Genomic DNA, 23,687 nt, shown 5'->3' with positions numbered 1-23,687 from the left:
GCAGGAAATGACTCAGCCACGACTTCTCGGCGGACGCTACGAGCTGGATGGCGTCGTGGGGCGTGGCGGCATGGCCGAGGTGTATCGCGCCCGGGACATCCGGCTGGACCGTATCGTCGCCATCAAGACGCTCCGCTCCGACCTCGCCAGGGACCACACGTTCCAGGCGCGCTTCCGGCGTGAGGCGCAGTCCGCCGCCTCGCTCAACCACCCGTCGATCATCGCCGTGTACGACACCGGCGAGGACATGATGGACGGCACGCCCGTGCCGTACATCGTGATGGAGTTCGTCGACGGGCGGACGCTGCGCGACCTGCTGCGCGCCGACCGGCGACTCCTGCCCGAGCGGGCCATGGAACTGGTGGACGGCATCCTGCGGGCGCTGGACTACAGCCACCGGGGCGGCATCGTCCACCGGGACATCAAGCCGGCCAACATCATGTTGACGGTCAACGGCGAGGTCAAGGTCATGGACTTCGGCATCGCCCGGGCCATGGCCGACTCCGCCGCCACGATGACCCAGACGGCGCAGGTGATCGGCACCGCGCAGTACCTGTCCCCCGAGCAGGCCCGCGGCGAGCGCGTGGACGCCCGCAGCGACATCTACTCGACCGGCTGCGTGCTGTACGAGCTGCTCACCGGCCAGCCGCCCTTCACCGGCGACTCACCCGTGGCGATCGCCTACCAGCACGTGCGGGAGGACCCGATCCCGCCGTCGCGGATCGACCCCGAGATCCCGCAGTGGGCCGACGCGATCGTGCTCAAGGCGATGGCCAAGGACCCGCTCCACCGCTACCAGAGCGCCACGGAGATGCGCGGCGACATCCAGCGGGCCCTGTCGGGCATGCCCGTCGACCCGCAGACGATGGCGATGGCCACCCAGCAGTACAACGGGTACGGCGCGGCGGACCGCACGCGGACGATGACCTCCGCCGGCGGCGCCCCCATGACGCAGAACACCCGCGCCATCCCCGACTACGAGTACGCCCAGGAGGAGCGCGGCGGCGGCCGGTACGACGGGCGACGGCGCAGCGGCGGCGGTGGCAACACCGCGCTGAAGACCGCCCTGTGGATCCTCATCCCGCTGGTGGTGATCGGCGCCATGATCGGTGTCGGTTACGCCTTCCTCGGGTCGGGCGGCTCCTCGACCGCCGACAAGGTCCAGGTGCCGTCGGTGACGAACCAGACGAAGGCGGCGGCCGAGCAGGCCCTGCAGGCGGCCGGGTTCAAGGTCACCTTCGGGCCGGAGGAGTACAACAGCGACGTCCCCAAGGGCGCCGTCGTGAGCACCGACCCTCCCGGGGGTGAGCAGGCCGACCGCGGGGCCACGGTCACCGTCGTCGTGTCCAAGGGCGAGGAGAAGGTCACCGTCCCCGAGGACCTGATCGGCAAGACGCCGGAGGAGGCCAGGGCCGAACTTGAGGCGCTGGAGCTGAAGGTCAGCATCGTGCCGAAGGCCTCCACCAAGGAGCAGGGCAAGGTCTTCGACAGCAACCCCAAGGGCGGCGAGAAGGTCCAGAAGGGCGCCCTGGTCCGGCTGTACGTGCCGCAGGAGATGACGGAGGTCCCGAGCGTCGTCGGTCTCACGCTCGAGGACGCGACCCAGACGCTGAAGGGCGCCGGTTTCAAGGTCAAGACGTCGCCGCAGCCGAGCGACGTGGTGGCGAAGGGCAACGTCATCGATCAGTCGCCGCAGGCGGGGGCGAAGCTCAACCCCGGCACCACGATCACGCTGACGGTCTCCAGCGGCCCGCAGCAGCAGGAGCCGCCGACCCAGCAGCCGACCGACGACACGCCCACGGACGGCACCGGGGACGGCGGTGACGGCACCGGAGACAGCGGTGACGGGACCGGAGACGGCGGCAGCGTCCAGGTCGGACCCCCGGGAGACGGCGGGGACAACCCGTTCGGCAACTAGAACGAGACGAGCGGACGGCGGTCACCGCGAGGCGGTGGCCGCCGTCGGCGTTTCATCGGAGTTTCGGCCGGCCCCGCCGCGACGGCACCCGCCGGCCTCCGGCGGGCCGGACGAACGACGCCGGGCATGAAGGCAGGGCATGAAGAAGGGCATGAAGAAGGGCTTCCGCCACTCGGGGGCAATGGCGGAAGCCCTCACTCTTCTAGTCGTAACGAGAGCGGAAAGCGTTACACGATCTGCGCGAGCCAATTTCCGAGCAGCCGATGGCCGTGCTCGGACACGACCGACTCGGGGTGGAACTGCACGCCCTCGATGGGGGCGTCGCGGTGGCGCAGGCCCATGATGACGCCGTCCGGGGTGGTGGCCGTCACCTCCAGCGCCTCCGGCACGGTGCCGGGGACCACGGCGAGCGAGTGGTAGCGCGTCATCGTGACCGGCGACGGGAGCTCCCGGAACACGCCCCGCCCGTCGTGGGAGATCAGGCTCGTGCGGCCGTGCATGAGCTCGGGCGCGCGGTCCACCGCGGCCCCGTACGCCACGGCGATGGCCTGGTGGCCGAGGCAGACCCCCAGCAGCGGCAGGCCGCGCTCGGCGCAGTGCCGTACGAGCGACACCGACACCCCGGCGGCCTCCGGCGTGCCGGGCCCCGGCGACACGAGCACGGCGTCGAAGCCGTCGGCGTCGCCCACGGCGACGTGGTCGCGCGGCCGTACGTCGCAGTCCGCGCCCAGACCGCGCAGATACTGCACGATCGTGTGCACGAAGCTGTCGTGGTTGTCGACCACGAGCACCCGGATCGGGCTCATAGGTGTCTCCCGCTTCACCGGGGTGACTGGGTGTGCAGAGCGGAAATCGGACTTTCAGCGTACGGCAATCCCGCATGGGGGATCGCCCCGTGGGGTCCGCGCCGACTATCCTTGCTCGGGACTTCACCGCCACAGCGATTACGCTATTGACACCAGCCCGCACGACCGCGCGGGTACCCACCAGGAGAAGCTCCCGTGCCCAAGTCGAAGACCCGCAAGAAGGCCGTTTACACGCCGCCGCAGAAGTCGCAGACGGTGAAGGTCAGCCCCCGTTGGCTCGCCCCCGTCATGGTGGTCTGCTGGATCGTCGGTATCGCCTGGATCGCGATCTACTACATCGCGCCGACCGTTCCCGGCATCTCCAGCCTCGCGAACTGGAACCTGCTGATCGGTTTCGGGCTCATCATCGTCGGCGTCGTACTCTCGACGAAGTGGCGTTAGGCTGCTTTCTTAAGATTCTTTCCACAGCCTTTATCCACAGCCTGTGGGCAGCAGGCGCCGGGCGGCCCCCTGGCCGGGTTGACGCCGGATCGGCGCCGGGTCGGGCATCGTGGTCGGGGACTGGGTTCGGGCCGGGCGACGAATTGCCCGGCCCGGCCGCGAGGAAGGTCAGCTTCGGCCGAGCATCTCGGCGGTGAGGACGTTCCCGCCGAGGCCCCAGCCGCCGTCCTGCACCTCTTCGAGAAGGACCAGGGTGGTCGCCCGGGCCCGCTCGCCGTACACGTCGGCGTAGGCGTCGGTGACGGCGTCGATGAGCTTCTTCTTGGACTCGGGGGTCAGGGTGTCGGCGGGCACCTTGAGGTTGGCGAACGGCATGGTCGTTCCTTTCGGGTTGTTTCGGGTGTTTCCGGATCGGAGCGCGGCGAGGGTCAGACGATGCCGCCGTTGGCGCGCACGACCTGCCCGTTGATCCAGTGCCCCGCGGGGCTCGCCAGGAAGGCGACGACCTCCGCGATGTCCTCGGGGGTTCCGAGCCGTTCGAGCGGGGGCTGCTTGGCCATCCGCTCGATGGTGGCCTCGTCCTTGCCGTCGAGGAACAGCTCGGTGGCGGTCGGGCCGGGCGCCACCGCGTTGACCGTGATCTGCCGCCCCCGCAGTTCGCGGGCGAGCACGAGCGTCATCGCCTCGACGGCGCCCTTGCTGGCGACGTACGCCCCGTAGGCGGGCAGTTGCAGGCCCACGACGGACGTGGACATCGTGATGATCGTTCCCCCGTCGCGCACGCGGCGCGCGGCCTCCCGTGCCATGACGAAGGTGCCGCGGATGTTGGTGCGGTGCAGGGCGTCCAGGTCGTCGAGGTCGAGGTCGGCGATCGGGGACAGCGACAGGCGCCCCGCCGAGTTGACGACGACGTCGACCCCGCCGAACTCCTTGTCCGCCGCGTCGAACATCGCCGCGACCGCGTTCTCGTCCGCGACGTCGGCCTGCGCCGCGATCGCCCGGCCGCCGGCCGACGTGACGGCGTCGACCACCTCGGCCGCGGCCGAGGCCGCTCCCTGATATCCCACGACGACGGCGAAACCGCGCGCGGCCAGCGTCGTCGCGATCGCCCGGCCGATTCCGCGGGAGCCGCCGGTGACGACGGCCACGCGCTGATCACTCATTGGAGAACCCCCTGGGCTATATCGCCGATACGGCGTGCCCGTATCGGCGTTACGAGACAGACGTTAGCACGATATGCGTATCGACGCTAGCGAGATTCCGTATCATTGGTTACATGGCAGGTGCGGACACCCTACGCGCGGCGATGATCGAGGCCGCCGAGAAGCAACTGGCGACGTCCACGGACAACGACATCGCCACGCGGGCGGTCTGTGAAGCGGTGGGCGTGACCCAGCCCGTGCTCTACCGGCTGTTCGGCGACAAGCGGGGGCTTCTCGACGCCGTCGCCGACCACGGGTACGAGCGCTACGCCGCGCTCAAGGCCGCGCAGGAGCGGACGGCCGACCCGGTGGCCGACCTCCGGTCCGGCTGGGATGGTCACATGGCGTTCGCCCGGGAGAACCCTGCCCTCTACCAGCTCATGTTCACGCCTCGGCCGTGGTCCAGGTCCACGGCTCGCGACCGGGTGTTCGAGCTGCTGGAGGCGACGCTCGTACGGTGCGCGGCGATCGGCGCGCTGAGAGTGGAGCCGCCGCTCGCCGCCCGGCTGATCCTGTCCGCGAGCGTCGGGGCCGCGCTCGACCACATCGCCAGTCCGGAGCTCTTCGACGACTCCGCGCTGTCCCACCGCATGCGCGACGCCGTGTTCGCGCACGTGCTCACCGAGGCGACCGTGCGGGAGGACGCCGATCCCCTCCACGAGGCCGCGCTGCGCCTGCGCGCGCAGCTCGACCTCGCCGGCACCGACGCCCTCGAGCCGGTCGAGACCGCCCTGCTCCGGCGCTGGCTCGACCGCATCACGCAGCCCGGCGCGAGGAGCGTCAGGTGAAGGCGCCCTGCAGGAGGCCGTACGGCGGGAGCGTGGTGACGAGCAGGACCAGCGCCACCAGCACCACGGCGGCGACGCCGGCCTGGACGAGGGTGCGGTTGCGCGGCGGAGCGTAGGCGAAGCCGGCGGCGACGATCGTGCCGGTCACGAGCCCGCCGAGATGGCCCTGCCAGCTGATGCCCGGCACGATGAACGTGAGCACCACGTTGATGCCGATCAGCCACAGAGCGCCGCGGGCGTCGTAGCCGAGCCTGCGGGCGACGACGAACAACGCGCCGAACAGGCCGTAGATGGCGCCGGAGGCGCCGACGGCCGACGTGCCGAACAGGTAGATGGCGACCGAGCCGCCCAGCGCCGACAGCAGGTAGAGCGTGGCGAACCGGCCGGAGCCGAGCCTGCGCTCCAGCTCGGGGCCGAGGGCGTAGAGCGCCCACATGTTGAACAGGATGTGCCAGAACGACGGCGGCGGGGAGTGCAGGAAAGCGCTGGTGATCAGCCGCCACCACTCGCCCATGTGGACCCCGAGCGACCACATCGCGAACCGCTGGACGACCTCGTCGGGGCGCAGGACCTCGGCCCCGTACGCGAGCACGTTGAGGACCAGCAGGGTCCACGTGACGCGGGGCACGGCCACGGCGGCGCCGCCGAAGGTCGCCTGGGCCTGCCGCACCTCGCGACTGCCCTCGCGGACGCACTCGGGGCACTGGTGACCGACCGCCGCCTCGCGCATGCAGTCGGGGCAGATGGGGCGCTCGCAGCGCTGGCAGCGTACGTAGGTCTCGCGGTCGGGATGCCGGTAGCAGGTGGGCACGGCTTGCGCCCCCGGCTGCGGGGGCGGCGGAGGCTGGGAGGTCATGGGGTCCTTTCCTGGGCGAGTCCCTGTGCGGGGGCGCATCCACCAGCCAGCCTATAAGCCGGAAACGCCCCGGCCGCGTGTTCGCGGGGCCGAGGCGTCTCCGGAGCATCGGAAGGGGCGGCGTCAGGACCGCTCGATGGTGACCTCTTCGAGGACCACGTCGTTCACCGGCCGGTCGTTGCGGCCGGTGGGGGTCTTGGCGATCGCGTCGACCACCTCGGTGCCCTCGATCACCTCACCGAAGATCGTGTGCCCCTGGTTCAGGTGCGGCGTCGGCGCGACGGTGATGAAGAACTGGGAGCCGTTGGTGCCCTTGCCGAACCGCTTGCCCGCGTTCGCCATGGCGAGCAGGTAGGGCCGGTTGAACTGGTTCTCGGGGTGGATCTCGTCGTCGAAGTCGTAGCCGGGGCCGCCGATGCCCTGGCCGAGCGGGTCGCCGCCCTGGATCATGAACCCGTTGATGACGCGGTGGAAGATCGTGCCGTCGTAGAGCTTGACGTTCGTCTGCTTCTCGCCGGTCGCCGGGTGGGTCCACTCCCGGGTGCCCTCGGCGAGTTCGACGAAGTTGCGCACGGTCTTCGGCGCCTTGTTGGGGAAAAGCTGGACGCGGATCGTGCCGTGGTTGGTGCGCAGATTCGCGATGAGGTTGTCAGCCACGAGGGCCGCCCCCTTTGGTAGCTCGTGTTAGTTGTCCGGGGAACAGGGTATCGAGCATGCCTTCAAGCACCGCTCGTGATTGAGCCACGACCATCCGGGAAGGGGTCGGTTCGGGGCCCCGTCGATAGGGGAGGTTGATCGTGTCCCTGACAATGAACAGAAGGCGCCGCGCCGAGGTGGTCATCCCGCAAACGTGGCTGAGCAGGATGAGAGACCAGGCGACGAAGGCCAGTGGCCGGATGAGCCCGGTGGCGGAGACCGCACGGGATCTCGCCACGCACCGGATCGAGGACGCCAGGATCTGGGCGGCGCCGAAGCTCGACCAAGCGGCGCAGTCGGTCGAGGAACAGATCGCTCCGATCGTGAGCGCGTTCCTGACCGAGCTGGCCCGCCGGATCGACGTGAGCAGCGCCAGGAAGACCCGCAGGCGCTGGCCGGTCGTCGCGCTGCTCGGCGGCGTCGCGATCGGCGCGGTGGGTGTGGCGATGTACCGCAACAACGCCCAGCGCTGGACCGAGACGATGCGCGAGAGCATGCGGCACACCGGCTCCGACGCCAGCAAGTGGGTCGGAGACAAGGCCGGGGAAGCCGGCGAGAAGGCCGACAAGGCCGCCGACGAGATCTCAGGAAAAATGTCCTAGCACATCCCTCACAGCCACCAGTACGGCCGGCGTTCCCCCAACGCCGGCCGTACTGTGTTTCCCGCTTCGCCATCGGGGCGCTCTTATCCGCCGTCTTCCCTCGTTGCCGCTTGGTCGCTTCGCTCCCGCGCGGCTCCTCAGTCCAGACCGGCGGCGCGCCCCTCAGGCTCGCTCGGTGTTTCCCGCTTCGCCATCGGGGCGCTCTTATCCGCCGTCTTCCCTCGTTGCCGCTTGGTCGCTTCGCTCCCGCGCGGCTCCTCAGTCCAGACCGGCGGCGCGCCCCTCAGGCTCGCTCGGTGTCTCCCGCTTCGCCATCGGGGCGCTCTTATCCGCCGTCTTCCCTCGTTGCCGCTTGGTCGCTTCGCTCCCGCGCGGCTCCTCAGTCCAGACCGGCGGCGCGCCCCTCAGGCTCGCTCGGTGTCTCCCGCTTTGCTCATGAAGGCGTTTGAGGGGTCTCCAGGCGGTGTAGTACGGCGGGGAGACGGTCCTCGTAGACCACGGTGAGCCGCCGGGTCGCCCGGGTGATGGCGACGTACAGGTCCTGGCCGCCCTTCGGCGACTGACGCAGGATGCCCTCGGGATCCACGACCACCACGTCGTCGAACTCCAGGCCCTTCGAGCCGCGCACGGTGAGGACGGCCACCGGGCTGTCCAGGGGGTCGACGGCCTCGGGGAACAGCGCGGCGACCTCCGCGTGCCGGGCGTCCGGCGTGACGACGCCGACCCGCCCCTCCCCGATCTCGCCCCCTCCGATCTCGCGCAGTTCCGACTCCACGAGCCGCCGCAGGTCGGTGCCCTCGGCGGGCACGGCGCGGGGACGGGCGCCGCCGAACCGGACCGACTCGGGCGGCTCCTCATCGGGCGCCACGGCGCGCAGCACGTCGGCGGCCACCTCCATGATCTCGGCCGGCGTCCGGTAGTTGACCAGCAGGCGCTCCTCCCGCCAGCGTCCCTTCACGTACGGGTCGAGCATCTCGCCCCACGACCGTGCGCCCGCCGCCGAGCCGGTCTGGGCGATGTCGCCGACGACCGTCAGGGAGCGGGCCGGGACCCGCCGCATCACCGTCCGCCAGGCCATCGCCGACAGCTCCTGCGCCTCGTCCACGATCACGTGCCCGTACGCCCAGGTGCGGTCGCGGCCGGCCCGGTCGGCCGTCGTCACGTACGGCCCGTCGTCGCGGTTGAGATCGGCCAGCAGGGTCGCGTCGAGCACCGGATCGACGTCGGTGATGGTCAGGACCTCTCGCGCGTACAGTTCCTCCTCGCGGCGCTCGTCCTCGGCGCGGCGCCGCCTGGCCCCCGCTCCGTAGTCGTACTCGCCGAGCAGTTCGGCGGCCTCGTCCAGCAGGGGGACGTCGCCGACCGTCCACGGCGCCTCACGGGGCCGCAGCAGGAGCGCGCGCTCCTCCTCGGTCAGGCAGGGCCCGGCCGCCGTGCGGAGCCGCTCCTCGTCCGACAGGAGTTCGCGGACGAGCCGCTCGGGGGTGATCTCCGGCCACAGGGCGTCGAGCGCGTCGCGCACCGACCGGTGCTCCCACAGGGTCGTGGCGGCATACCGCAGGTCGCCGTCCTCCAGCGGCCGGTCGAGCGTGGCCGCCTCGTCCCGGGCCAGCGCCCGCAGCACCTGGTCCACGAACGTCCACCGGGCGATGTTGTGCTGCCGCCGCAGGCCGCGTGCGCGGTCGCGGGCGCGCAGGCAGGTGGCGTGGTCCACCCGCAGCGTCATCTCCTCGACCACGACCTCCACGCCGCCGCGCACCGACGTGCGGATCGGGATCTTCACCTCCAGGTCGCCCACCGGCACGCGCTCGCGGTCGCGGACCGCCTCCTCGACCACCTTGGCCATGCGCGGGTCGCCCTTGACGACGGCGACGGCCGGCTCGTCCTCGGCGGTGGCCCGCACCCCGGGGTGAAGCCCGCCCATGCTCGTCAGCACCACCTGCGTCTCACCCAGCGCGGGCAGCACCTGGCTGATGTAGCGGGAGAAGGTCGCGTTGGGACCGACGACGAGCACGCCGCGCCGCTCCAGCGTGTCGCGGTGGGTGTAGAGCAGGTACGCCGCCCGGTGCAGGGCGGCGACGGTCTTGCCCGTGCCCGGGCCGCCCTGCACGACGAGCGCCCCCGCCAGGCCGGAGCGGATCACCCGGTCCTGCTCGCGCTGGATGGTGGCGACGACCTCGCCCATGCGTCCGGTGCGCCCTCGGCGCAGCGCAGCGAGCAGCGCGGCCTCGCCGACGAGCGTACGGCGGTCTCCGTCGGCCATCCCGTCGAGGTCGAAGACCTCGTCGTCGATGCCCACGACGTCGCGGTGCCGCGTGTGCAAATGCCGGCGGCGTACGAGAGAGCCCGGGTCGCTGGGGGTGGCGACGTAGAAGGGGCGGGCGGCGGGGGCCCGCCAGTCGACGAGCACGGACGTGTGGTCGTCGTCGCGCAGCCCGATGCGGCCGATGTAGAGGGTCTCACCCCCGGCGTCGTCGATGCGGCCGAAGCACAGGCCGCGTTCGACGGCCGACAGTTGCGCGAGGCGGCGGGCGTGCTCGGCCGCCGCCGCCTCACGCTCCACGACCGCCTGGCGGGTTCCCGCGCCGCCGCGGGCCAGGACTTCCCGCATGCCGCGCTCGGCCCGTTCGCGGACGATGTCGAGGCGGCCGTACAGCATGGAGACACGGGACTGCTCGATCCGCAGGGCCTCGGCGCGTGCGGATTCGGATTGACGGTCACCCATTCCTGTGATAAACTCCTAGTGAGAGCGTCTGACTTTCAGATAACTGGGAATCTCTCACTATACGGCATCGCCCCTTTGGGGCGCAGCACGCTTCCGTCCACTCCGCTCCGGGGTGGATTTTTTGTTTTCCGAGACTTCTGTGACTGATGTGAGTGACGTCGCCTCCGTCCTGGGTAACCGGCGTACGGCGCGGTCGGTGGGACGGATCGCCACATTCCGTCCGGATTCGCATCGCGCCATGGTCAACCGTCGCGCGCCGCGGGACGTCTTTGGAAACAAGGAGGCCCGGATGGACGTCCTCGAGAGCCTCGTGGACGACGAGCTCCGCCTGGAGCTCGTCCTCATCGAGGCACTGCACCACGAGGCGGAACGGCTGGCCGCCCCGGCCGTTCGCTGAGATCACCGGCCCGCCGCCTCATACGGAGGCGGCGGGCGCTCTCTCCCCGGTCAGGCCCAGGGGCGGAAGACGGCGCGGACGCAACCGTCCTTCTTGTGCTTGAACATGTCGTAGCCCTTGGGCCCCTCGTCGAGCGTCATCGTGTGCGTCGCGAGGTAGGAGGTCTTCAGATCGCCCTTCGCGATGCGGTCGAGGAGCTTCGGGATGTACCGCTGGCCGTGCTGCTGCGCGCCCCGCAGTGTGAGGCCCTTGTTCATCAGCGCGCCGAGCGGGAACTTGTCCACGAATCCGGCGAAGACCCCCAGCACGAACACCGAGCCGCCCTTACGGCAGGCGTGGATCGCCTCGCGTACCGCGATCGGGCGGTCCTGCTCCAGGCGGAGCTGCTGCTTGATCCCGTCGTACACGCGCTGGATCCCGGTGCTGTCGGCCTCCATGCCGACGGCCTCGACGCACACGTCCGGGCCCCGGCCGCCGGTGCGCTCGCGCAGCTCGGCGGTGACGTCGGTGCTCGTGTAGTCGATCACCTCGCAGCCGACGTGGCGAGCGGTCATGGCCAGCCGTTCCGGGTAGCGGTCGATCGCGATGACCCGCTCGGCGCCGAGCAGCATGGCGGCCCGGGCGGCCATCTGGCCGACTCCGCCGCATCCCCACACCGCGACCACGTCTCCCGGCTGCACGCCGCCGAGCTCGGCGCCCATCCAGCCGGTCGGGGCCGCGTCGGAGGCGAACAGGGCGTCGAGGTCCGAGATGCCCTCGGGGACGGTGAACGCGTTGTAGTCCACGAAGGGAACGCGGATGTACTCCGCGTGGCTGCCCCGGAAGCCGCCCATGGCGTGGGAGTAGCCGAAGATGCCGGCGGTCGCGCCGCCCCACATCAGATCCGTGATGCCCGGTTTGGGGTTGCTGTTCTCGCACAGCGACCACTGGTCGTGCCGGCAGGCCCAGCAGCGACCGCATCCGATGATGGAGCAGACCACGACGCGGTCGCCCACGCGGTGCCGGTTCACCTCGGGGCCGACGTCGACGATCTCGCCGATGAACTCGTGCCCGATGACGTCTCCGGCCCGCATCGCGGGAATGTATCCGCCGAGCAGGTGAAGGTCGGAACCGCAGGTGGTGCTCGCCGTCACCTTCACGATCGCGTCCTGGGCGTTGAGGATCGCGGGGTCGGGCACCTGCTCGACCGACAGTTCGTTCACGCCCTGCCAGCACACCGCCTTCACAGTCGTCCCCCCTCCGCCGCGCGTCCCAGCGCCATGTCGAGCACCTTGCCCGGCATCGTCGGCCTGGTCGTGGCGATCTCCTCGTCCGGCCGCAGCACGTCGCCGGTCTCCAGCAGGGACTTCGCCTCACGCAACGCCGTACGGATCTCCGTGCGGGGATCCTCACCCCGCAGCCGGGCGAGGACGCCGTCGGCGCCGGCCCGGTGCTCCCTCGGCCGTGCGTAGATCTCCGTGCCCCGGTCGCCGGGCGCCCGGTTCATCCGCACCTCGGCGTCCACCCGGGCCAGCGGCTCGGGCAGCTGCCCGGCCGGGGCGACCTCGTGCGGTGGCCGGTTGACGGTGACGCCCAGCCAGCGGCTGGATTCCAGCGGATCCTTCGCCACGGCCCTCACCCGGCCACGTGCGGCCGCCCATCGGGCCATCCCCAAACCGGCAGCCGCGAGCGCCGCTCCGGCAACGAGACGTTTCATGGCTTCGCCCCCTCCACGGCCGACTCCTCGGGTGCTACCCCCGCTCATGGGCTCTATCCGCCCGCGGCGGGCATGTGAGGAGGAGTTGGACGCCAGGTGACGGTTTCGGGACGACGCCCCGCGGGCTATTCGGCGTCGCGGGACGGCGCGGCGGCGAGGGCGTCCGCGACGGTGGGGAAGACCGGGACGTGGGACGCGAGCCCGGTGATCCACAACGCGCGGGCCGCACCCTGCTCGACCGCGACGAGGCCCAGCCAGCCTCCCCCGTCCAGCGCGCGCTTCCAGCAGTTGACGAGCAGCCCCGTCGCTCTGGAATCGAGGAAGTCCAGTTCGAGCAGGTTCACCACGAGGTGCGGCCCGAACTGGGCGAATGCCTTGTCGAAGAATTCGGTGGCCGGCTCGTGTGTGGTGAAGTCGAGCGTCCCCCGTACAGTCAGCAGTCCGACGCTTCCGCTGCTCTCGGCGGCGAACGTGGTCTCGGCTGTCGAGATGTTGTGAAGATCAGACATCAGGACACTTCCAAGGAGTTCGGCAGAATGCGCGCGACCAGGATGCAGGTGTCGTCGCCGGTGTTGCTCGGGGCCAGGGTCTCCATGACCGCAGCCACCCGATCCTGCGGTGGCACCTTCGGCACGGTCTCGGCGATCGCCGCGCTGAGGATGTCGAGGCCCTCGAACAGGTCCCGGCCCGGGCGTTCGATGAGACCGTCGGTGAACATGAGGAGTAGATCGTCCGGCTCCAGCCGGATCTCGGCACAGCTGTAGCTCACGTCCTCGAAGACGCCGAGCAGCACGCCGGGGTGCAGCAGCCGGTGCACCTTGGTCCCCCTGACAAGCAGCATCGGCGGGTGGCCCGCGTGGGTCCACCTCAGCGTGCGGTCCTTGGTGCGGTAGCGGGCCACGACCGACGTCGCGAGCACGTCGGGCCGCATCCGCCGGAGCAGCCGGTTCAGCGCCACGAGGATCTGCGCCGGATCGTGGTCGGCGAAGGCCAGCCCCGTGATCGCGTGCCGCAGCTTGGCCATCGCGGAGGCGGCGGCCAGGCCGTGCCCGGCGACGTCGCCCACGGCCAGCAGCGCCTCCCCGTGGTCGAGGTGGATGGCCTGGTACCAGTCGCCGCCCAGCGGCGCCGTCTCGGCCGGGAAGTAGCGCACGCCGAGCTGCAGCCCGGGCACCGAGTCCTGCATCGGCAGGATGATGCTCTGCAGCCGCGCGGTGAGCTGTGACTCCTCCTCCAGCCGCTGGGTGACCTCGGCGAGCTCGTCGGCGGTCCTGCGCCAGTCGGTCACGTCCTGCACGACGCCGTGGATCTCGACGGGCCGCCCGTTCGCGTCCCGGCTGACCTCGGCCGTCGCCCTGATGTGCCGGTACTCGTCACCGACGCGGATGCGGATGTCGAACTCGTGCGGCCCGCCGCTGCCGGTCAGCGTCGTGAGCGCGTGCTCAACGATCGGGACGTCGTCGGGGTGGGCGATCTCGCGGTAGTACTCCAGCGCGAACGGCCCCTCGGCCGGGTCGCGCCCGTGGATGACGTAGAGCTGGTCGGACCACTCGGCCTCGCCGGTGATCAGGCTCCAGTGCCCCCATCCGAGGTGGCCCAGGCGCTCGGTGTGGAGCAGCCGGGCCGACAGGCGCTCCTCCCTGTCGTGGCGATCCCAGGAGGCGAGAAGACCGCCCTGCAGCCGGGCGAGGCGGACACCGTAGGTGGACAGATGAGGCACGCCTTGCCCGTCTTCCCGGTGCACATAGGGATCGACGTCCTCGGGTTCCCCGGTCTCGGTGACGCGGAGGTAGGCGTCCCACAGAGGGGAGCCGGCGACGCCCGGATACGCCTCGAGCGTGCGCAGACCGACGAGCTCCTTGCCGGTCCTGTCGCGGACGTCCCTGGCCCCGGGACTGGCCGCGCACACCTCGAAGTCGAGGATCGCACCGGCCTTGTCGCGGATGGGCACCAGCCAGACGGCCTCAACCGGGATCGCATCGAGCATGGCCTGCACCAGCCCGGCCACCGCTTCGGGGGACGATTCGCCCGCGCCGAGAGACGGGCCGCTCACAGGAGTAAGCCGCAGGATGCGATCACCTCCGCTCATTGAATCCGCCGGCCACCTTCCGCGAGGCATCCACAAGAGCCGACTTTCGGGAGGATCGCTCTTGCCTTCCCGATGAGGTTACCCTTCGCCCTTCAGGATAGGCACAGGATGCCCTTGCTCTTTCCACGCCTTCACTCTGTCCCTGGGCACACTTCCCATGTCAGCTCTATGATCTTTTAAGAACTTTTTACCCTTCTCGGGTCCGGTAGGGGGATTGTCGGGATGGTGCTTCCGCACAACGCTCTGGACCATCGGTACCGGGGCGAGCACCCGCTCCGTACGCTGGCCTACCTCTTCCGGGAGCACCGGCCCCGCCTCGTCCTCGCCGTCGCGGCCTTCGCGGTCAAGCACAGCCCGACCTGGCTCCTCCCGCTGGTCACCGCGAACGTCATCGACGCGCTCGTCCGGCACGCGCCCGTCGCCCACCTGCTGGCGTCGATGGCCGTGCTGCTCGTCCTGCTCCTGCTGAACCTGCCCGGCCACCTGCTGTACGTACGGTGCCTGCACGGCGCGATCCGCCAGGTGGGCACCGGGCTGCGGTCGGCGCTGTGCCGCAGGATGCAGCACCTGTCGATCGGCTACCACTCCCGCGTGAGCGCCGGGGTCCTGCAGACCAAGGTCGTCAGGGACGTCGAGAGCGTCGAGCAGATGGTGCAGCAGACGGCCGACAGCGGCCTGGCGGCGGTGACCATGCTGATGGGCGGTCTCGCGGTGATCGCCTTCCGGGTGCCGGCCGCGCTGCCGGTCTTCCTGCTCGTCGTCCCGGCCGCCGCGGTCCTGGTGATGCGGATGCGCAACCGGCTGCGGGCCGACAACGAGAGCTTCCGGCAGGAGGTCGAGCGGCTGTCGGCGCGCGTGACCGAGATGACGCACCTGATCCCCATCACCCGCGCCCACGGCCTGGAACAGGACGCGCTGCACCGCATGGACGGCACCCTCACCCGCGTCCTGCGCACGGGCCTGCGGCTCGACCTGCTCAACGGCCGGTTCGGCGCGATGGCCTGGATCACGCTCAACGTGCTCGCCGCGAGCTTCCTGGCCGGCTCCGCGCTGATCTCCTACTACCAGGTGATGCCGATCACGGCCGGCGACGTGGTCATGCTCAGCACGTTCTTCACCACGCTCACCACCTCGGTCACCACGCTGATGAGCCTGACGCCCGTGATCAGCAAGGGCCTGGAGTCCGTACGCTCGATCGGCGAGGTGCTCCAGGCGCCCGACCTGGAGAACAACGACGGCAAGGCCGAGGTGACGGCGGTCCGCGGCGAGTTCGAGTTCCAGTCGGTGTCGCTCGCCTACGAGGCCGACCGGCCCGCGGTGGACGACTTCAGCCTCACCGTGTCGCCCGGAGAGACCATCGCCCTGGTCGGGGCCTCGGGGGCGGGCAAGTCGACCGTGCTCAACCTCGTGATCGGCTTCCTGCGCCCCACCTCGGGCCGCATCCTGCTGGACGGCAGGGACATGGAGGAGCTCGACCTGCGGACCTACCGGCGGTTCCTGTCCGTGGTGCCCCAGGAGTCGATCCTGTTCGAGGGGAGCATCCGCGACAACGTCACGTACGGCATGCGGGACGTGCCGGAGGAGACCCTGCGGTCCGCCCTGCGCGACGCGAACGCCCTGGAGTTCATCGACCGGCTGCCGCACGGGCTCGACACGATCGTGGGCGAGCGCGGCGCGCGGCTGTCCGGCGGCCAGAGGCAGCGGCTCGCCATCGCCCGCGCGCTCGTCCGCGACCCGCGGGTGCTGATCCTGGACGAGGCGACCTCGGCGCTCGACACCGCGTCGGAGGCGCTGATCCGGCAGGCGCTCGCCCGCCTGGTCGCGGGCCGCACGGTCTTCGTCGTCGCCCACCGCCTGTCCACCATCCGTACGGCCGACAGGATCGTCGTGATGCGGGACGGCCGGATCGCCGAGGTGGGCACCCACGACGAGCTGAGCCGCAGGCCGGGCGTCTACTCCGGGCTCCAGGCCGCACAGCTCGCCTGAAACGCTCCCCCTTGTCGTCAAGAAAGGGTCCGGCCGCGCGGCACAGGCCGCACCCTCCCCTGACGGCCGCGCACAATGCGCTGGTCTATCTGGGATGACCGGTTGGGGAGGACGAGCGATGGCCAGGGCATCGGCGGGAGTCGCGCTGCCCGTCGTGGTCGCGCTGCTCGCCGCGCCCGCACCCGCACCCGCCGAGGAGCTGCCGCCGTGTCCGCTGGTGATCGGCCACGGCGGCTACCCGAAGAGCGCCGACGCCAAGTCGAAGGACGTGATCCGCCAGCCCAACGTGCTGCGGGCGGTCGACGACCAGGCCTCGTGGGGCGCCGACGGCGTCGAGGCCGACGTCCAGCTCACGCGGCAGGGCACGAAGGCCGTCATGTGGCACAACAGGACGACCAACGGGCTGACCGGTCCCCGGCAGGAGATCCGCGAGATCGGGTGGGCCGACGGGCCCGGCAACCTGCGCGACCGCCGCGTCGCCCGCGGGCCGTACGCGGGTGAGCGCGTGCCGGCGCTGCGGGAGTGGCTCGACCACGTCCGGGCCCGGGGGCTGATCGCGCTGCTGGAGATCAAGAAGTCCGCCGAGCCCGTCCTGGCCGACCCGGAGTACGGCGCCGCCGCGTGGCGGGAGATCGTCGATCCCATCGTCGAACGGCAGGACGAGCAGCCGATCCTCGTCTACTCGCGCGACGAGTGGATCGAGGCGGGGCTCGCCGACCGGCTGCCGGAACATCTGCGAGGTTCGGCGGCGAAGTGGGCCGACGGCGTCACGTGGGACGAGCCGCCGCCCCCCTGGCAGCTCAACGTGCCGCGGTGGCAGGCCGTGTTCGACCGGGCTCCCACCAGCGTGATGACCAGCCACACCGCGGACTACCGCGCCTGGCTCGACGGCAGGTGCCACCGCTATTCCGCCGGGCCGCCGTAAATGAGGTGACGGGCGCGGGCGGGGGCGGCACGATGGGATGTCACCCCTTCCCCGTGTTCCGCGTCTTCCGGAGTTGTTCTCGTGCCTGGCCTCCGCCGTGATCTCGGCCTGCTCAGGGATCGGCGGTTCGCCCTGCTGCTGGCGGCCCGGACGATCTCCGTACTCGGCACGGCCTTCGCGCCGGTGGCCCTCGCCTTCGGCGTGCTCGGCCTCCCGGGCGCGACCGCCACGACGCTGTCCGCCGTGCTCACCGCCGAGGCGCTGCCGATGGTGCTGTTCATGCTCGTCGGCGGGGTGATCGCCGACCGGCTGCCGCGCCACCGGGTGATGATGGCGGGGGAGTCGCTGAACGCGGCGGCGTACTTCTGCCTGGCCGCGATGATGCTCACCGGCTGGACGCCGCTGCCCGCCCTCGTGATCGCGAGCGCGGTGAGCGGCGTCGCCGCCGCGGTCCTGTTCCCCGCCCTCACCGGAATCATCCCGGACGTGGTGCCCGCCGACCGGCTGCAGACCGCGAACGCGCTGCTGGGACTGGGACAGAACATCTCCCGCGTCACCGGCCTCGTGCTGAGCGGCGCGGCCGTGGTCCTGCTCGGGGGCGGGTGGGCCCTGGCGGCCAGTGGGGCGATGTTCACCGTGGCCGCCGTGCTGATCGCGCTGCTGCGCCTCACGCCCGCCGAGCGCGCGGCCGGCGGCGGGCACTCGGTGCTGGCCGAGCTGCGGGACGGCTGGCGCGAATTCGTCTCGCGGCAGTGGCTGTGGGTGGTCGTCGCCCAGTTCTCGGTCCTGGTCATGGCGCTGCAGGCCGCCCACGGCGTGCTCGGGCCGCTGGTCGCCAAGCAGTCGCTGGGCGGGGCGCCCGCCTGGTCGGCCGTCCTCGCGGGCGAGGCCGTCGGCATGATCGTGGGGGTGGTCGTCACGCTGCGCCTGCGGCCCCGGCGGCCCATCCTGGTCGCGACGCTCCTCACACTGCCCACCGCCGCGCCGTACGTGCTGCTCGGCCTGAGCGCACCGCTGTGGACCGTCGTGGGCGGGGCGTTCGTGATGGGGGTGTGCTTCGACATCTTCGGCGTGCTGTGGCAGACCACCATGCAGCGCGAGATCCCGGCCGAGTCGCTGTCACGGGTGAGCTCCTACGACGCGCTCGGGTCCCTGATGTTCGGGCCGCTCGGCCTGCTGCTGGCCGGGCCGGTGGCCATCGCGGTGGGGCCGCGGCCCGCGCTGGTCGTCTGCGGGGCGATCGTCATCCTGGTCACGCTGGCCGCGCTGCTGGCCCCCGGCGTACGCGGACTGCGGGTCGTCGACCAGGAGCCCGAAAGCGCGCCCGCCGCGTCCTGAGATCCCGCGCCCCGGGGTAGCCCGTGCCGTGAACCCGAAGCGCGGCAAGTGGCGAGACATGGCTGTCGGATCCCCGAAGGGTTAGGCGGCCTCGATGCCATGGTCTCGTTGATGATCCCCCTTGCCACCCCACACCTGGACTCGGACCTGATCGCCGAGTCCAGGGCGCGGCCCGAGGCGTTCGCGGCGCTGTTCGACCGCTACGCTGCGATGCTCTACCGCTACGTGTCCCGCCGCCTCGGTCCCGAGGTCGCCGAGGACCTGGTGGGCGAGACGTTCCTGGTCGCCTTCCGCCGCCGGGACCGCTACGACCTGACCCGCCCCGACGCCCGTCCCTGGCTGTTCGGCATCGTCAGCAAGCTCGTCTCCCGGCACCACCGCGACGAGGCCGCCCGCTACCGGGCGCTGACGCGCAGCCCGCTCGACGACGTCGCGGAGCCGTACGCCGAACGGGTCGAGGACGGCGTGAGCGCGACGGCCGTCCGTCCGCTGCTTGCCGCCGCGCTCGCGCGCCTGTCGAAGGGCGACCGCGACGTCCTGCTGCTCATCGCCTGGGCCGACCTGTCGTACGACGAGGCGGCGCAGGCCCTCGGCATCCCCGTGGGCACCGTGCGCTCACGCCTGAACCGGGCCCGGCGCAAGGTGCGCGAGGCGCTCGGCCACACCAATCCGCTGCGGGACGAGGAGTAGCCATGGACGACCTCACGATGCTCCGCGATCTCGGCCGCGGTCTCGAGCACGAGCCCCCGGCCGGTCTCGCACGCCAGCGGCGCCGCCTGCTCGACGAGGCGGCGGGCGGGCGCCGCCGGCGCCTGACGCCATGGGCCGGCGGCCGCCGGGCGGGCTGGATCGCGCTGGCGGCGGTCGCGGTGGTCACCGCCGCGCTGGTCGTGGTGCCGACCGTGCTGCTGCGCGGGACGACCGGCGCGCACACCGTGGCGCCGCCCACCGGGGACCGTCCGCCCAAGAAGGGCAAGGCGCTGACCGTGCTGCTCCTCGGCTCCGACCGGCGTGCGACGTCCACACACGTCGGCGACCTGGGCGAGCGCAGCGATCTGATGATCCTCCTGCGGCTGTCCGCCGACCGGAAGCGCGCGACGGCCGTCAGCCTGCCCCGCGACTCCATGGTCCGGATCCCGCAGTGCCGGTCGGCCGGCGGGAAGACCGTCGCCGCACATCGGGACATGATCAACCAGGCGTACGCGATCGGCGGCCTGACCTGCGCCTGGAAGACGGTGGAGACCACCACGGGCGTGCGCGTCGACCACGCCGTGGCCATCCGCTACGACGGATTGGAGAAGCTGGTCGACGCGCTCGGCGGCGTCGAGGTCACCGTCCCCCAAGCGGTGGACGACCCCAAGGCGAAGCTGAAGCTGCCCGCAGGCCGGTCCGTCCTCGACGGCAGGACCGCGGTGGCCTACGCACGTCTGCGGTTCGCGTTGGGCGACGGCTCCGACATCATGCGCATCAAGCGGAACGTGATTCTGATGCAGGCGATGCTGAAGAAGGTCTCGCGTCTCGACGATCCCGCCGCCCTGGCATCCTTCGTCCGCGTGGCCGCGACGTCCGTCACCACGGACGCGGGTCTGGACCTGGACACCATGCTCGCCCTTGCCCGGGACGTGCAGCGGGCCGGCACCCGGGTCACCGCCGTGACCGTGCCCTGGCGGCCCTCGGTCACGGATCCGAACCGGATCGAATGGCAGCAGCCGGACGCCGCCCGCCTGTTCGAACGACTCGTCGCGATTTGAGTCACGACGCGGGCTCCCACAGGGCGGCCGCGCGGGCCCCGACGAGACCGCCGATGTGGGCCAGCGCCTCGGCGGCGGGCATCGCGTCCAGGGCGCGCCCGTCGCGCAGGCGCAGCGCGACCTCGTCGCCCGCGACCTCCTTCGCGCCGATCACCGCCTGGTAGGGCGCCAGCCGGGCGGCCCGGACGCGGGCGCCCAGGCTGCCGTGCTCGGGCCCGGCGGCCTCCGCCCGCAGGCCCAGCTCGGCGCAGCGCCGTACGAGTGCCTCGGCCGGGGGCAGCTCGGCCTCGGTCACCGGCAGGACCACCACCTGGGTGGGGGCGAGCCAGGCGGGGAAGGCGCCGCCGTACACCTCTATGAGGTGTGCCACGGCCCGCTCCACGCTGCCGATGATGCTGCGGTGGACCATGACCGGCCGGTGCCTGGCGCCGTCCGGGCCGATGTAGTGCAGGTCGAACTGTTCGGGCTGGTGGAAGTCGACCTGCACGGTGGACAGGGTGGCCTCACGCCCGGCGCCGTCGGCGATCTGCACGTCGATCTTCGGGCCGTAGAACGCCGCCTCGCCCTCGACGGCCTCGTACGCCAGGCCGGAGCGGTCGAGGACGTCGGTCAGCATGGCGGTCGCCCGCCGCCACATCTCGGGGGCGGCCACGTACTTCCCGCCGGCCCCCGGCAGGGACAGCCGGTAGCGGACCGGGCGGATACCGAGCACGGCGTACGCGCGCCTGATCATCTCCAGGGCCCCGGCCGCCTCGGCGGCGACCTGGTCGAGGGTGCAGAAGATGTGCGCGTCATTGAGCTGGATCGCCCGCACGCGGGTGAGCCCGCCGAGCACGCCCGACAGCTCGGAGCGGTACATGCCGCCCAGCTCGGCGACGCGCAGCGGCAGCTCGCGGTAGCTGTGCGAGCGCGAGCGGTAGATCAACGCGTGGTGGGGGCACAGGCTCGGCCGCAGCACGACCTGCTCTCCCCCGAGGTCCATCGGCGGGAACATGTCGTCGCTGTAGTGCGACCAGTGCCCCGAGATCTCGTAGAGCTCCCGTTTGCCCAGCACGGGGGAGTATACGTGCCGGTAGCCCGCCCGCCGTTCGGCGTCGCGGATGTACTCCTCCAGGGTGTGCCGGATAGCGGCGCCGTCGGGCAGCCAGTAGGGCAGCCCGGAGCCGATCAGCGGGTCGGTGTCGAACAGGCCGAGCTCGCGGCCCAGCTTGCGGTGGTCGTGCATCGCGGTCTCCTCGCGTTTCGTCTGCGGCGAGGCGAGTGACCGGACGACGAAGCCCCGGGGCGCTCGCCCCGGGGCTTCGTTGGCAGTACGTGTCAGCGCGCCGGGACGGTCTCCGGCGTCGTCGTCAGGCAGGCGCGCATCATGCCGCGAACGCTAGCACAGCCGCTGATCGTCTCCGAGCCGGTTTCGCAGCCGGTGTTCGCTATCTAGATTGCGATCCTAACTAGCTCGCTTTATCGTCTAAGTCGCCAACACAGGTATGAAGGGCGGCAATCCATGAGCATCTCTCCGAGCTTCTCGACCCCGGGCCTGCTCCTGACGGTCGCGCTGACGGCCTATCTGGCCTTCGCCGCTCCCTGGCTGGGCAAGCGTCAGTACGACCGGCTGGCACGACGCCGAGACCACGACCCGCGGGCGCTGGTGCACGCCTACCGGCTGTGGATCGCGGAGGAGTGGGTCTGGCTCGCCGTGACGGCGCTGATCCTGGTGCTGTCGCCGGGGCTCGGCCCGGCGGATCTGGGATTCGCGATGCCGGGCAACCTGGGCCAGGTCGCCCCAGCGGTCGTCGGCATGACCAGCGCCATCGTGATCGGCACTGTGGTGCTGCACCGCCTCGCCCGGTCCGGCCGCGCGATACCGGGCCAGGCGGCCGTGGCGGAGCTGATGCCGCGCACTTCCGCCGAGCGGTGGCACGGCCTGGCCATGGCGGTCACCGCGGGCGTCTGCGAGGAGATCGTCTACCGCGGCCTGCTCATCGCGTTCGGCGTCGGCGTCCTGGGCCTGAGCACCACCGCGGCCGCCGCCCTGGCCCTGGTGGTCTTCGTCGCGGGCCACTTCTACCAGGGCTGGAAGGGCATGGTCGTGGTGGCCCTCCTCGGCTTCTGGCTCACCATCGTGTACGTGTCCACCGGCAGCCTGCTGCTGCCGATCCTGGCGCACATCCTGATCGACGTCCGGGGCCTCGTGTTCATGCCGGCGTCCGGCCGCAAGAGGGTCGGTCAAGCGGGCTAGGTAGTACTCCTACCGTGCGAGGATGAAGCACATGGCGACCGACCGCCGCGCGAGCTGGCTCAAGGGCGTCCTCGACCTGCTGGTGCTGGCCAGCCTGACGGAGGGCGAGAACTACGGCTACGAGATCGCCAAGATGCTCGCCGGCTCGGGGCTCGGCCAGATTCGGGGCGGCACGCTCTATCCCGTGCTCAACCGGCTGGAGGAGGCGGGCCTGGTGTCCGCCGAGTTCCGGGTGACCGAGCGCGGGCCCGGCCGGCGCTACTACCGGCTGACCGAGCAGGGCAGGCAGACGCTGGCCGAGCAGGGCCGCCTGTGGCTGGCGTTCGACGAGTCCGTACGCGCGATGCTGGCCTCGGGAGGATTGCAGTGAGCACCTACCTCGACGAGCTGGAGGCCCTGTTGCGCGCGGGCGGCGTGCCCGCGGCGCAGATCGAGGCCACCGTCGCCGACCTCGCCGCGTACGCCGCCGAGACCGGCGCCGACCCGGAGGAGGAGTTCGGTCCCGTCGGCGACTTCGCCGGGCAGTTGCTGGCCGCGCGGGCGCCCGAGGCCGACGCGGCGGACGCCACCGAGTGGCGGTGGACCGCCGACATCTTCACCGACCGCCAGATGCTGGCCCGGCTCGGCGACCAGGGCTGGGAGATCGACCGGGTCGACCACCTCGGCAGGTTCGTCAGCCACCGCGATCCGGAGCGGCCGCAACGGTGGGAGTACCGCAGGGAACCGTCGATCGGCGGTTCGGGGCTGGCCGCGCGGCTGGCGCCCGAGGGCTGGGAGCCCTGCGGCACCTGGATGTACTGGCGGTACTTCAAGCGGCCCAGGGCCGCCAGCGTGGGACCGGCCGCGCAGCTCGACTCCCCGCCCGCCGCCCCCGGCCGCAACGTCTTCTTCAGCCGGCGGTTCTACCTCGTGCTGGCCGTGGTCCTGCTCGCCCTGGTCACGCCCGGGATCCTGTGGGGGCGGTCGGACGGCGACGGGCCGGGCTTCTTCGCCGGCATGGCCGTCGGAGGCTGCGTCGCACTCGCCGCCCTGGCGGTGATGTGGCTGTGGACGGCCCGCCGTCGCCACCTCAGCCCGTCTGCTGAGCCGACCCGGCCGCGTCGGCCGATCCGGCCTGGCCGCCGCCGAACACCTCGTTGACGAGCCTCTGCGTCGCCTTCTGGAAGGCCGCGCCCATGGACATGGCGGCGTCGTCCACGTAGTTCAGGGCGGCGGTCAGGGTCTTGCCGCCGTCG

General features: G+C 71.4%; 23 protein-coding genes. 12 read left to right on the top strand and 11 right to left on the bottom strand.

What is annotated here, in order from left to right; all coding sequences use genetic code 11:
• The first annotated feature begins 7 nt into the window (after positions 1–7).
• Positions 8–1,918 carry a Stk1 family PASTA domain-containing Ser/Thr kinase gene (gene pknB / locus FLW16_RS31085; RefSeq protein ID WP_142563696.1) on the top strand — a complete coding sequence of 637 codons (1,911 nt, stop codon included), beginning with the start codon at positions 8–10 and terminating at the stop codon, positions 1,916–1,918.
• 227 nt (positions 1,919–2,145) lie between these two features.
• Here the strand turns inward: pknB and FLW16_RS31080 are convergent, their stop codons facing one another.
• Positions 2,146–2,724: an aminodeoxychorismate/anthranilate synthase component II gene (locus FLW16_RS31080; RefSeq protein WP_142563695.1), complete on the bottom strand. Its 579-nt coding sequence runs from the start codon at positions 2,722–2,724 to the stop codon at positions 2,146–2,148.
• A 195-nt stretch (positions 2,725–2,919) separates the two neighbouring features.
• Here FLW16_RS31080 and FLW16_RS31075 point away from each other — a divergent pair, with 195 nt between their 5' ends.
• Positions 2,920–3,165, top strand: coding sequence for a cell division protein CrgA (locus FLW16_RS31075; protein ID WP_142563694.1), 246 nt, complete (start codon positions 2,920–2,922; stop codon positions 3,163–3,165).
• A gap of 168 nt (positions 3,166–3,333) precedes the next feature.
• Here FLW16_RS31075 and FLW16_RS31070 read toward each other — a convergent pair whose 3' ends face one another.
• Both FLW16_RS31070 and FLW16_RS31065 read right to left on the bottom strand, forming a co-directional pair.
• A complete protein-coding gene (locus FLW16_RS31070; protein ID WP_142563693.1) occupies positions 3,334–3,540 on the bottom strand; it encodes a 4-oxalocrotonate tautomerase family protein in 207 nt (68 codons plus the stop codon).
• A gap of 53 nt (positions 3,541–3,593) precedes the next feature.
• On the bottom strand, positions 3,594–4,328 hold the full coding sequence (locus FLW16_RS31065) for an SDR family oxidoreductase (protein WP_142563692.1): 735 nt from the start codon (positions 4,326–4,328) through the stop codon (positions 3,594–3,596).
• 113 nt (positions 4,329–4,441) lie between these two features.
• Here FLW16_RS31065 and FLW16_RS31060 point away from each other — a divergent pair, with 113 nt between their 5' ends.
• Entirely contained in the window at positions 4,442–5,155 is a 714-nt protein-coding gene (locus tag FLW16_RS31060) for a TetR/AcrR family transcriptional regulator (RefSeq protein ID WP_142563691.1), read from the top strand.
• Here the strand turns inward: FLW16_RS31060 and FLW16_RS31055 are convergent.
• Together FLW16_RS31055 and FLW16_RS31050 are read right to left on the bottom strand one after the other, a co-directional pair.
• Positions 5,148–6,011, bottom strand: a complete 864-nt coding sequence (locus FLW16_RS31055) for a rhomboid family intramembrane serine protease (protein ID WP_142563690.1) — start codon at positions 6,009–6,011, stop codon at positions 5,148–5,150. The two genes, FLW16_RS31060 and FLW16_RS31055, sit on opposite strands and share 8 nt — an antisense overlap.
• A gap of 123 nt (positions 6,012–6,134) precedes the next feature.
• Positions 6,135–6,668 (bottom strand): peptidylprolyl isomerase, encoded by a 534-nt coding sequence (locus tag FLW16_RS31050; RefSeq protein WP_142563689.1) that lies wholly within the window; start codon positions 6,666–6,668, stop codon positions 6,135–6,137.
• A gap of 140 nt (positions 6,669–6,808) precedes the next feature.
• On the opposite strand from FLW16_RS31050, the gene FLW16_RS31045 reads away from it, so the two are divergent.
• Entirely contained in the window at positions 6,809–7,309 is a 501-nt protein-coding gene (locus FLW16_RS31045; RefSeq protein WP_142563688.1) for a hypothetical protein, read from the top strand.
• A 433-nt stretch (positions 7,310–7,742) separates the two neighbouring features.
• Here FLW16_RS31045 and FLW16_RS31040 read toward each other — a convergent pair whose 3' ends face one another.
• The 5 genes from FLW16_RS31040 to FLW16_RS31020 all read right to left on the bottom strand — a co-directional run bounded on the left by FLW16_RS31040 (position 7,743) and on the right by FLW16_RS31020 (position 14,216).
• The gene (locus FLW16_RS31040; protein WP_142563687.1) at positions 7,743–10,034 is read right to left on the bottom strand and encodes an ATP-binding domain-containing protein; all 2,292 of its coding nucleotides are present in this window, start codon (positions 10,032–10,034) and stop codon (positions 7,743–7,745) included.
• Positions 10,035–10,481: 447 nt separating this feature from the next.
• On the bottom strand, positions 10,482–11,633 hold the full coding sequence (locus tag FLW16_RS31035) for a zinc-dependent alcohol dehydrogenase (protein WP_396686880.1): 1,152 nt from the start codon (positions 11,631–11,633) through the stop codon (positions 10,482–10,484).
• A gap of 20 nt (positions 11,634–11,653) precedes the next feature.
• On the bottom strand, positions 11,654–12,127 hold the full coding sequence (locus FLW16_RS31030; RefSeq protein ID WP_142563685.1) for a hypothetical protein: 474 nt from the start codon (positions 12,125–12,127) through the stop codon (positions 11,654–11,656).
• Positions 12,128–12,252: 125 nt separating this feature from the next.
• Entirely contained in the window at positions 12,253–12,636 is a 384-nt protein-coding gene (locus tag FLW16_RS31025; protein WP_142563684.1) for an STAS domain-containing protein, read from the bottom strand.
• Positions 12,636–14,216: a PP2C family protein-serine/threonine phosphatase gene (locus tag FLW16_RS31020; protein WP_185949669.1), complete on the bottom strand. Its 1,581-nt coding sequence runs from the start codon at positions 14,214–14,216 to the stop codon at positions 12,636–12,638. Before FLW16_RS31020 ends, FLW16_RS31025 begins: the two co-directional genes overlap by 1 nt.
• 222 nt (positions 14,217–14,438) lie before the next feature.
• Here FLW16_RS31020 and FLW16_RS31015 point away from each other — a divergent pair, with 222 nt between their 5' ends.
• The 5 genes from FLW16_RS31015 to FLW16_RS30995 all read left to right on the top strand — a co-directional run bounded on the left by FLW16_RS31015 (position 14,439) and on the right by FLW16_RS30995 (position 20,216).
• Positions 14,439–16,202, top strand: coding sequence for an ABC transporter ATP-binding protein (locus tag FLW16_RS31015; protein WP_142563682.1), 1,764 nt, complete (start codon positions 14,439–14,441; stop codon positions 16,200–16,202).
• A gap of 118 nt (positions 16,203–16,320) precedes the next feature.
• Positions 16,321–17,127, top strand: coding sequence for a glycerophosphodiester phosphodiesterase family protein (locus FLW16_RS31010; protein WP_142563681.1), 807 nt, complete (start codon positions 16,321–16,323; stop codon positions 17,125–17,127).
• Positions 17,128–17,208: 81 nt separating this feature from the next.
• Entirely contained in the window at positions 17,209–18,465 is a 1,257-nt protein-coding gene (locus tag FLW16_RS31005) for an MFS transporter (RefSeq protein WP_142563680.1), read from the top strand.
• 111 nt (positions 18,466–18,576) lie between these two features.
• The gene (locus FLW16_RS31000; RefSeq protein ID WP_260615748.1) at positions 18,577–19,155 is read left to right on the top strand and encodes an RNA polymerase sigma factor; all 579 of its coding nucleotides are present in this window, start codon (positions 18,577–18,579) and stop codon (positions 19,153–19,155) included.
• Between the two features lie 2 nt (positions 19,156–19,157).
• Positions 19,158–20,216: an LCP family protein gene (locus tag FLW16_RS30995; RefSeq protein ID WP_142563678.1), complete on the top strand. Its 1,059-nt coding sequence runs from the start codon at positions 19,158–19,160 to the stop codon at positions 20,214–20,216.
• A gap of 1 nt (position 20,217) precedes the next feature.
• Here the strand turns inward: FLW16_RS30995 and thrS are convergent, their stop codons facing one another.
• Entirely contained in the window at positions 20,218–21,537 is a 1,320-nt protein-coding gene (gene thrS, locus FLW16_RS30990) for a threonine--tRNA ligase (protein ID WP_260615783.1), read from the bottom strand.
• Positions 21,538–21,717: 180 nt separating this feature from the next.
• Between thrS and FLW16_RS30985 the strand changes: the two genes are divergently transcribed.
• The 3 genes from FLW16_RS30985 to FLW16_RS30975 are packed head-to-tail and all read left to right on the top strand — an operon-like array spanning position 21,718 to position 23,592.
• Entirely contained in the window at positions 21,718–22,452 is a 735-nt protein-coding gene (locus FLW16_RS30985) for a CPBP family intramembrane glutamic endopeptidase (protein WP_142563676.1), read from the top strand.
• Between the two features lie 31 nt (positions 22,453–22,483).
• Positions 22,484–22,822, top strand: a complete 339-nt coding sequence (locus FLW16_RS30980; protein ID WP_142563778.1) for a PadR family transcriptional regulator — start codon at positions 22,484–22,486, stop codon at positions 22,820–22,822.
• On the top strand, positions 22,819–23,592 hold the full coding sequence (locus FLW16_RS30975; protein WP_185949668.1) for a hypothetical protein: 774 nt from the start codon (positions 22,819–22,821) through the stop codon (positions 23,590–23,592). Before FLW16_RS30980 ends, FLW16_RS30975 begins: the two co-directional genes overlap by 4 nt.
• The last annotated feature ends 95 nt before the right edge of the window (positions 23,593–23,687 follow it).

Origin of the sequence: Microbispora sp. KK1-11 (assembly GCF_006874435.1) — a bacterium.
Taxonomy (GTDB): Bacteria; Actinomycetota; Actinomycetes; order Streptosporangiales; family Streptosporangiaceae; genus Microbispora; species Microbispora catharanthi.
The sequence above is the reverse complement of the archived record's forward strand: the minus strand, read 5'-3'. Positions and strand labels throughout refer to the sequence as shown.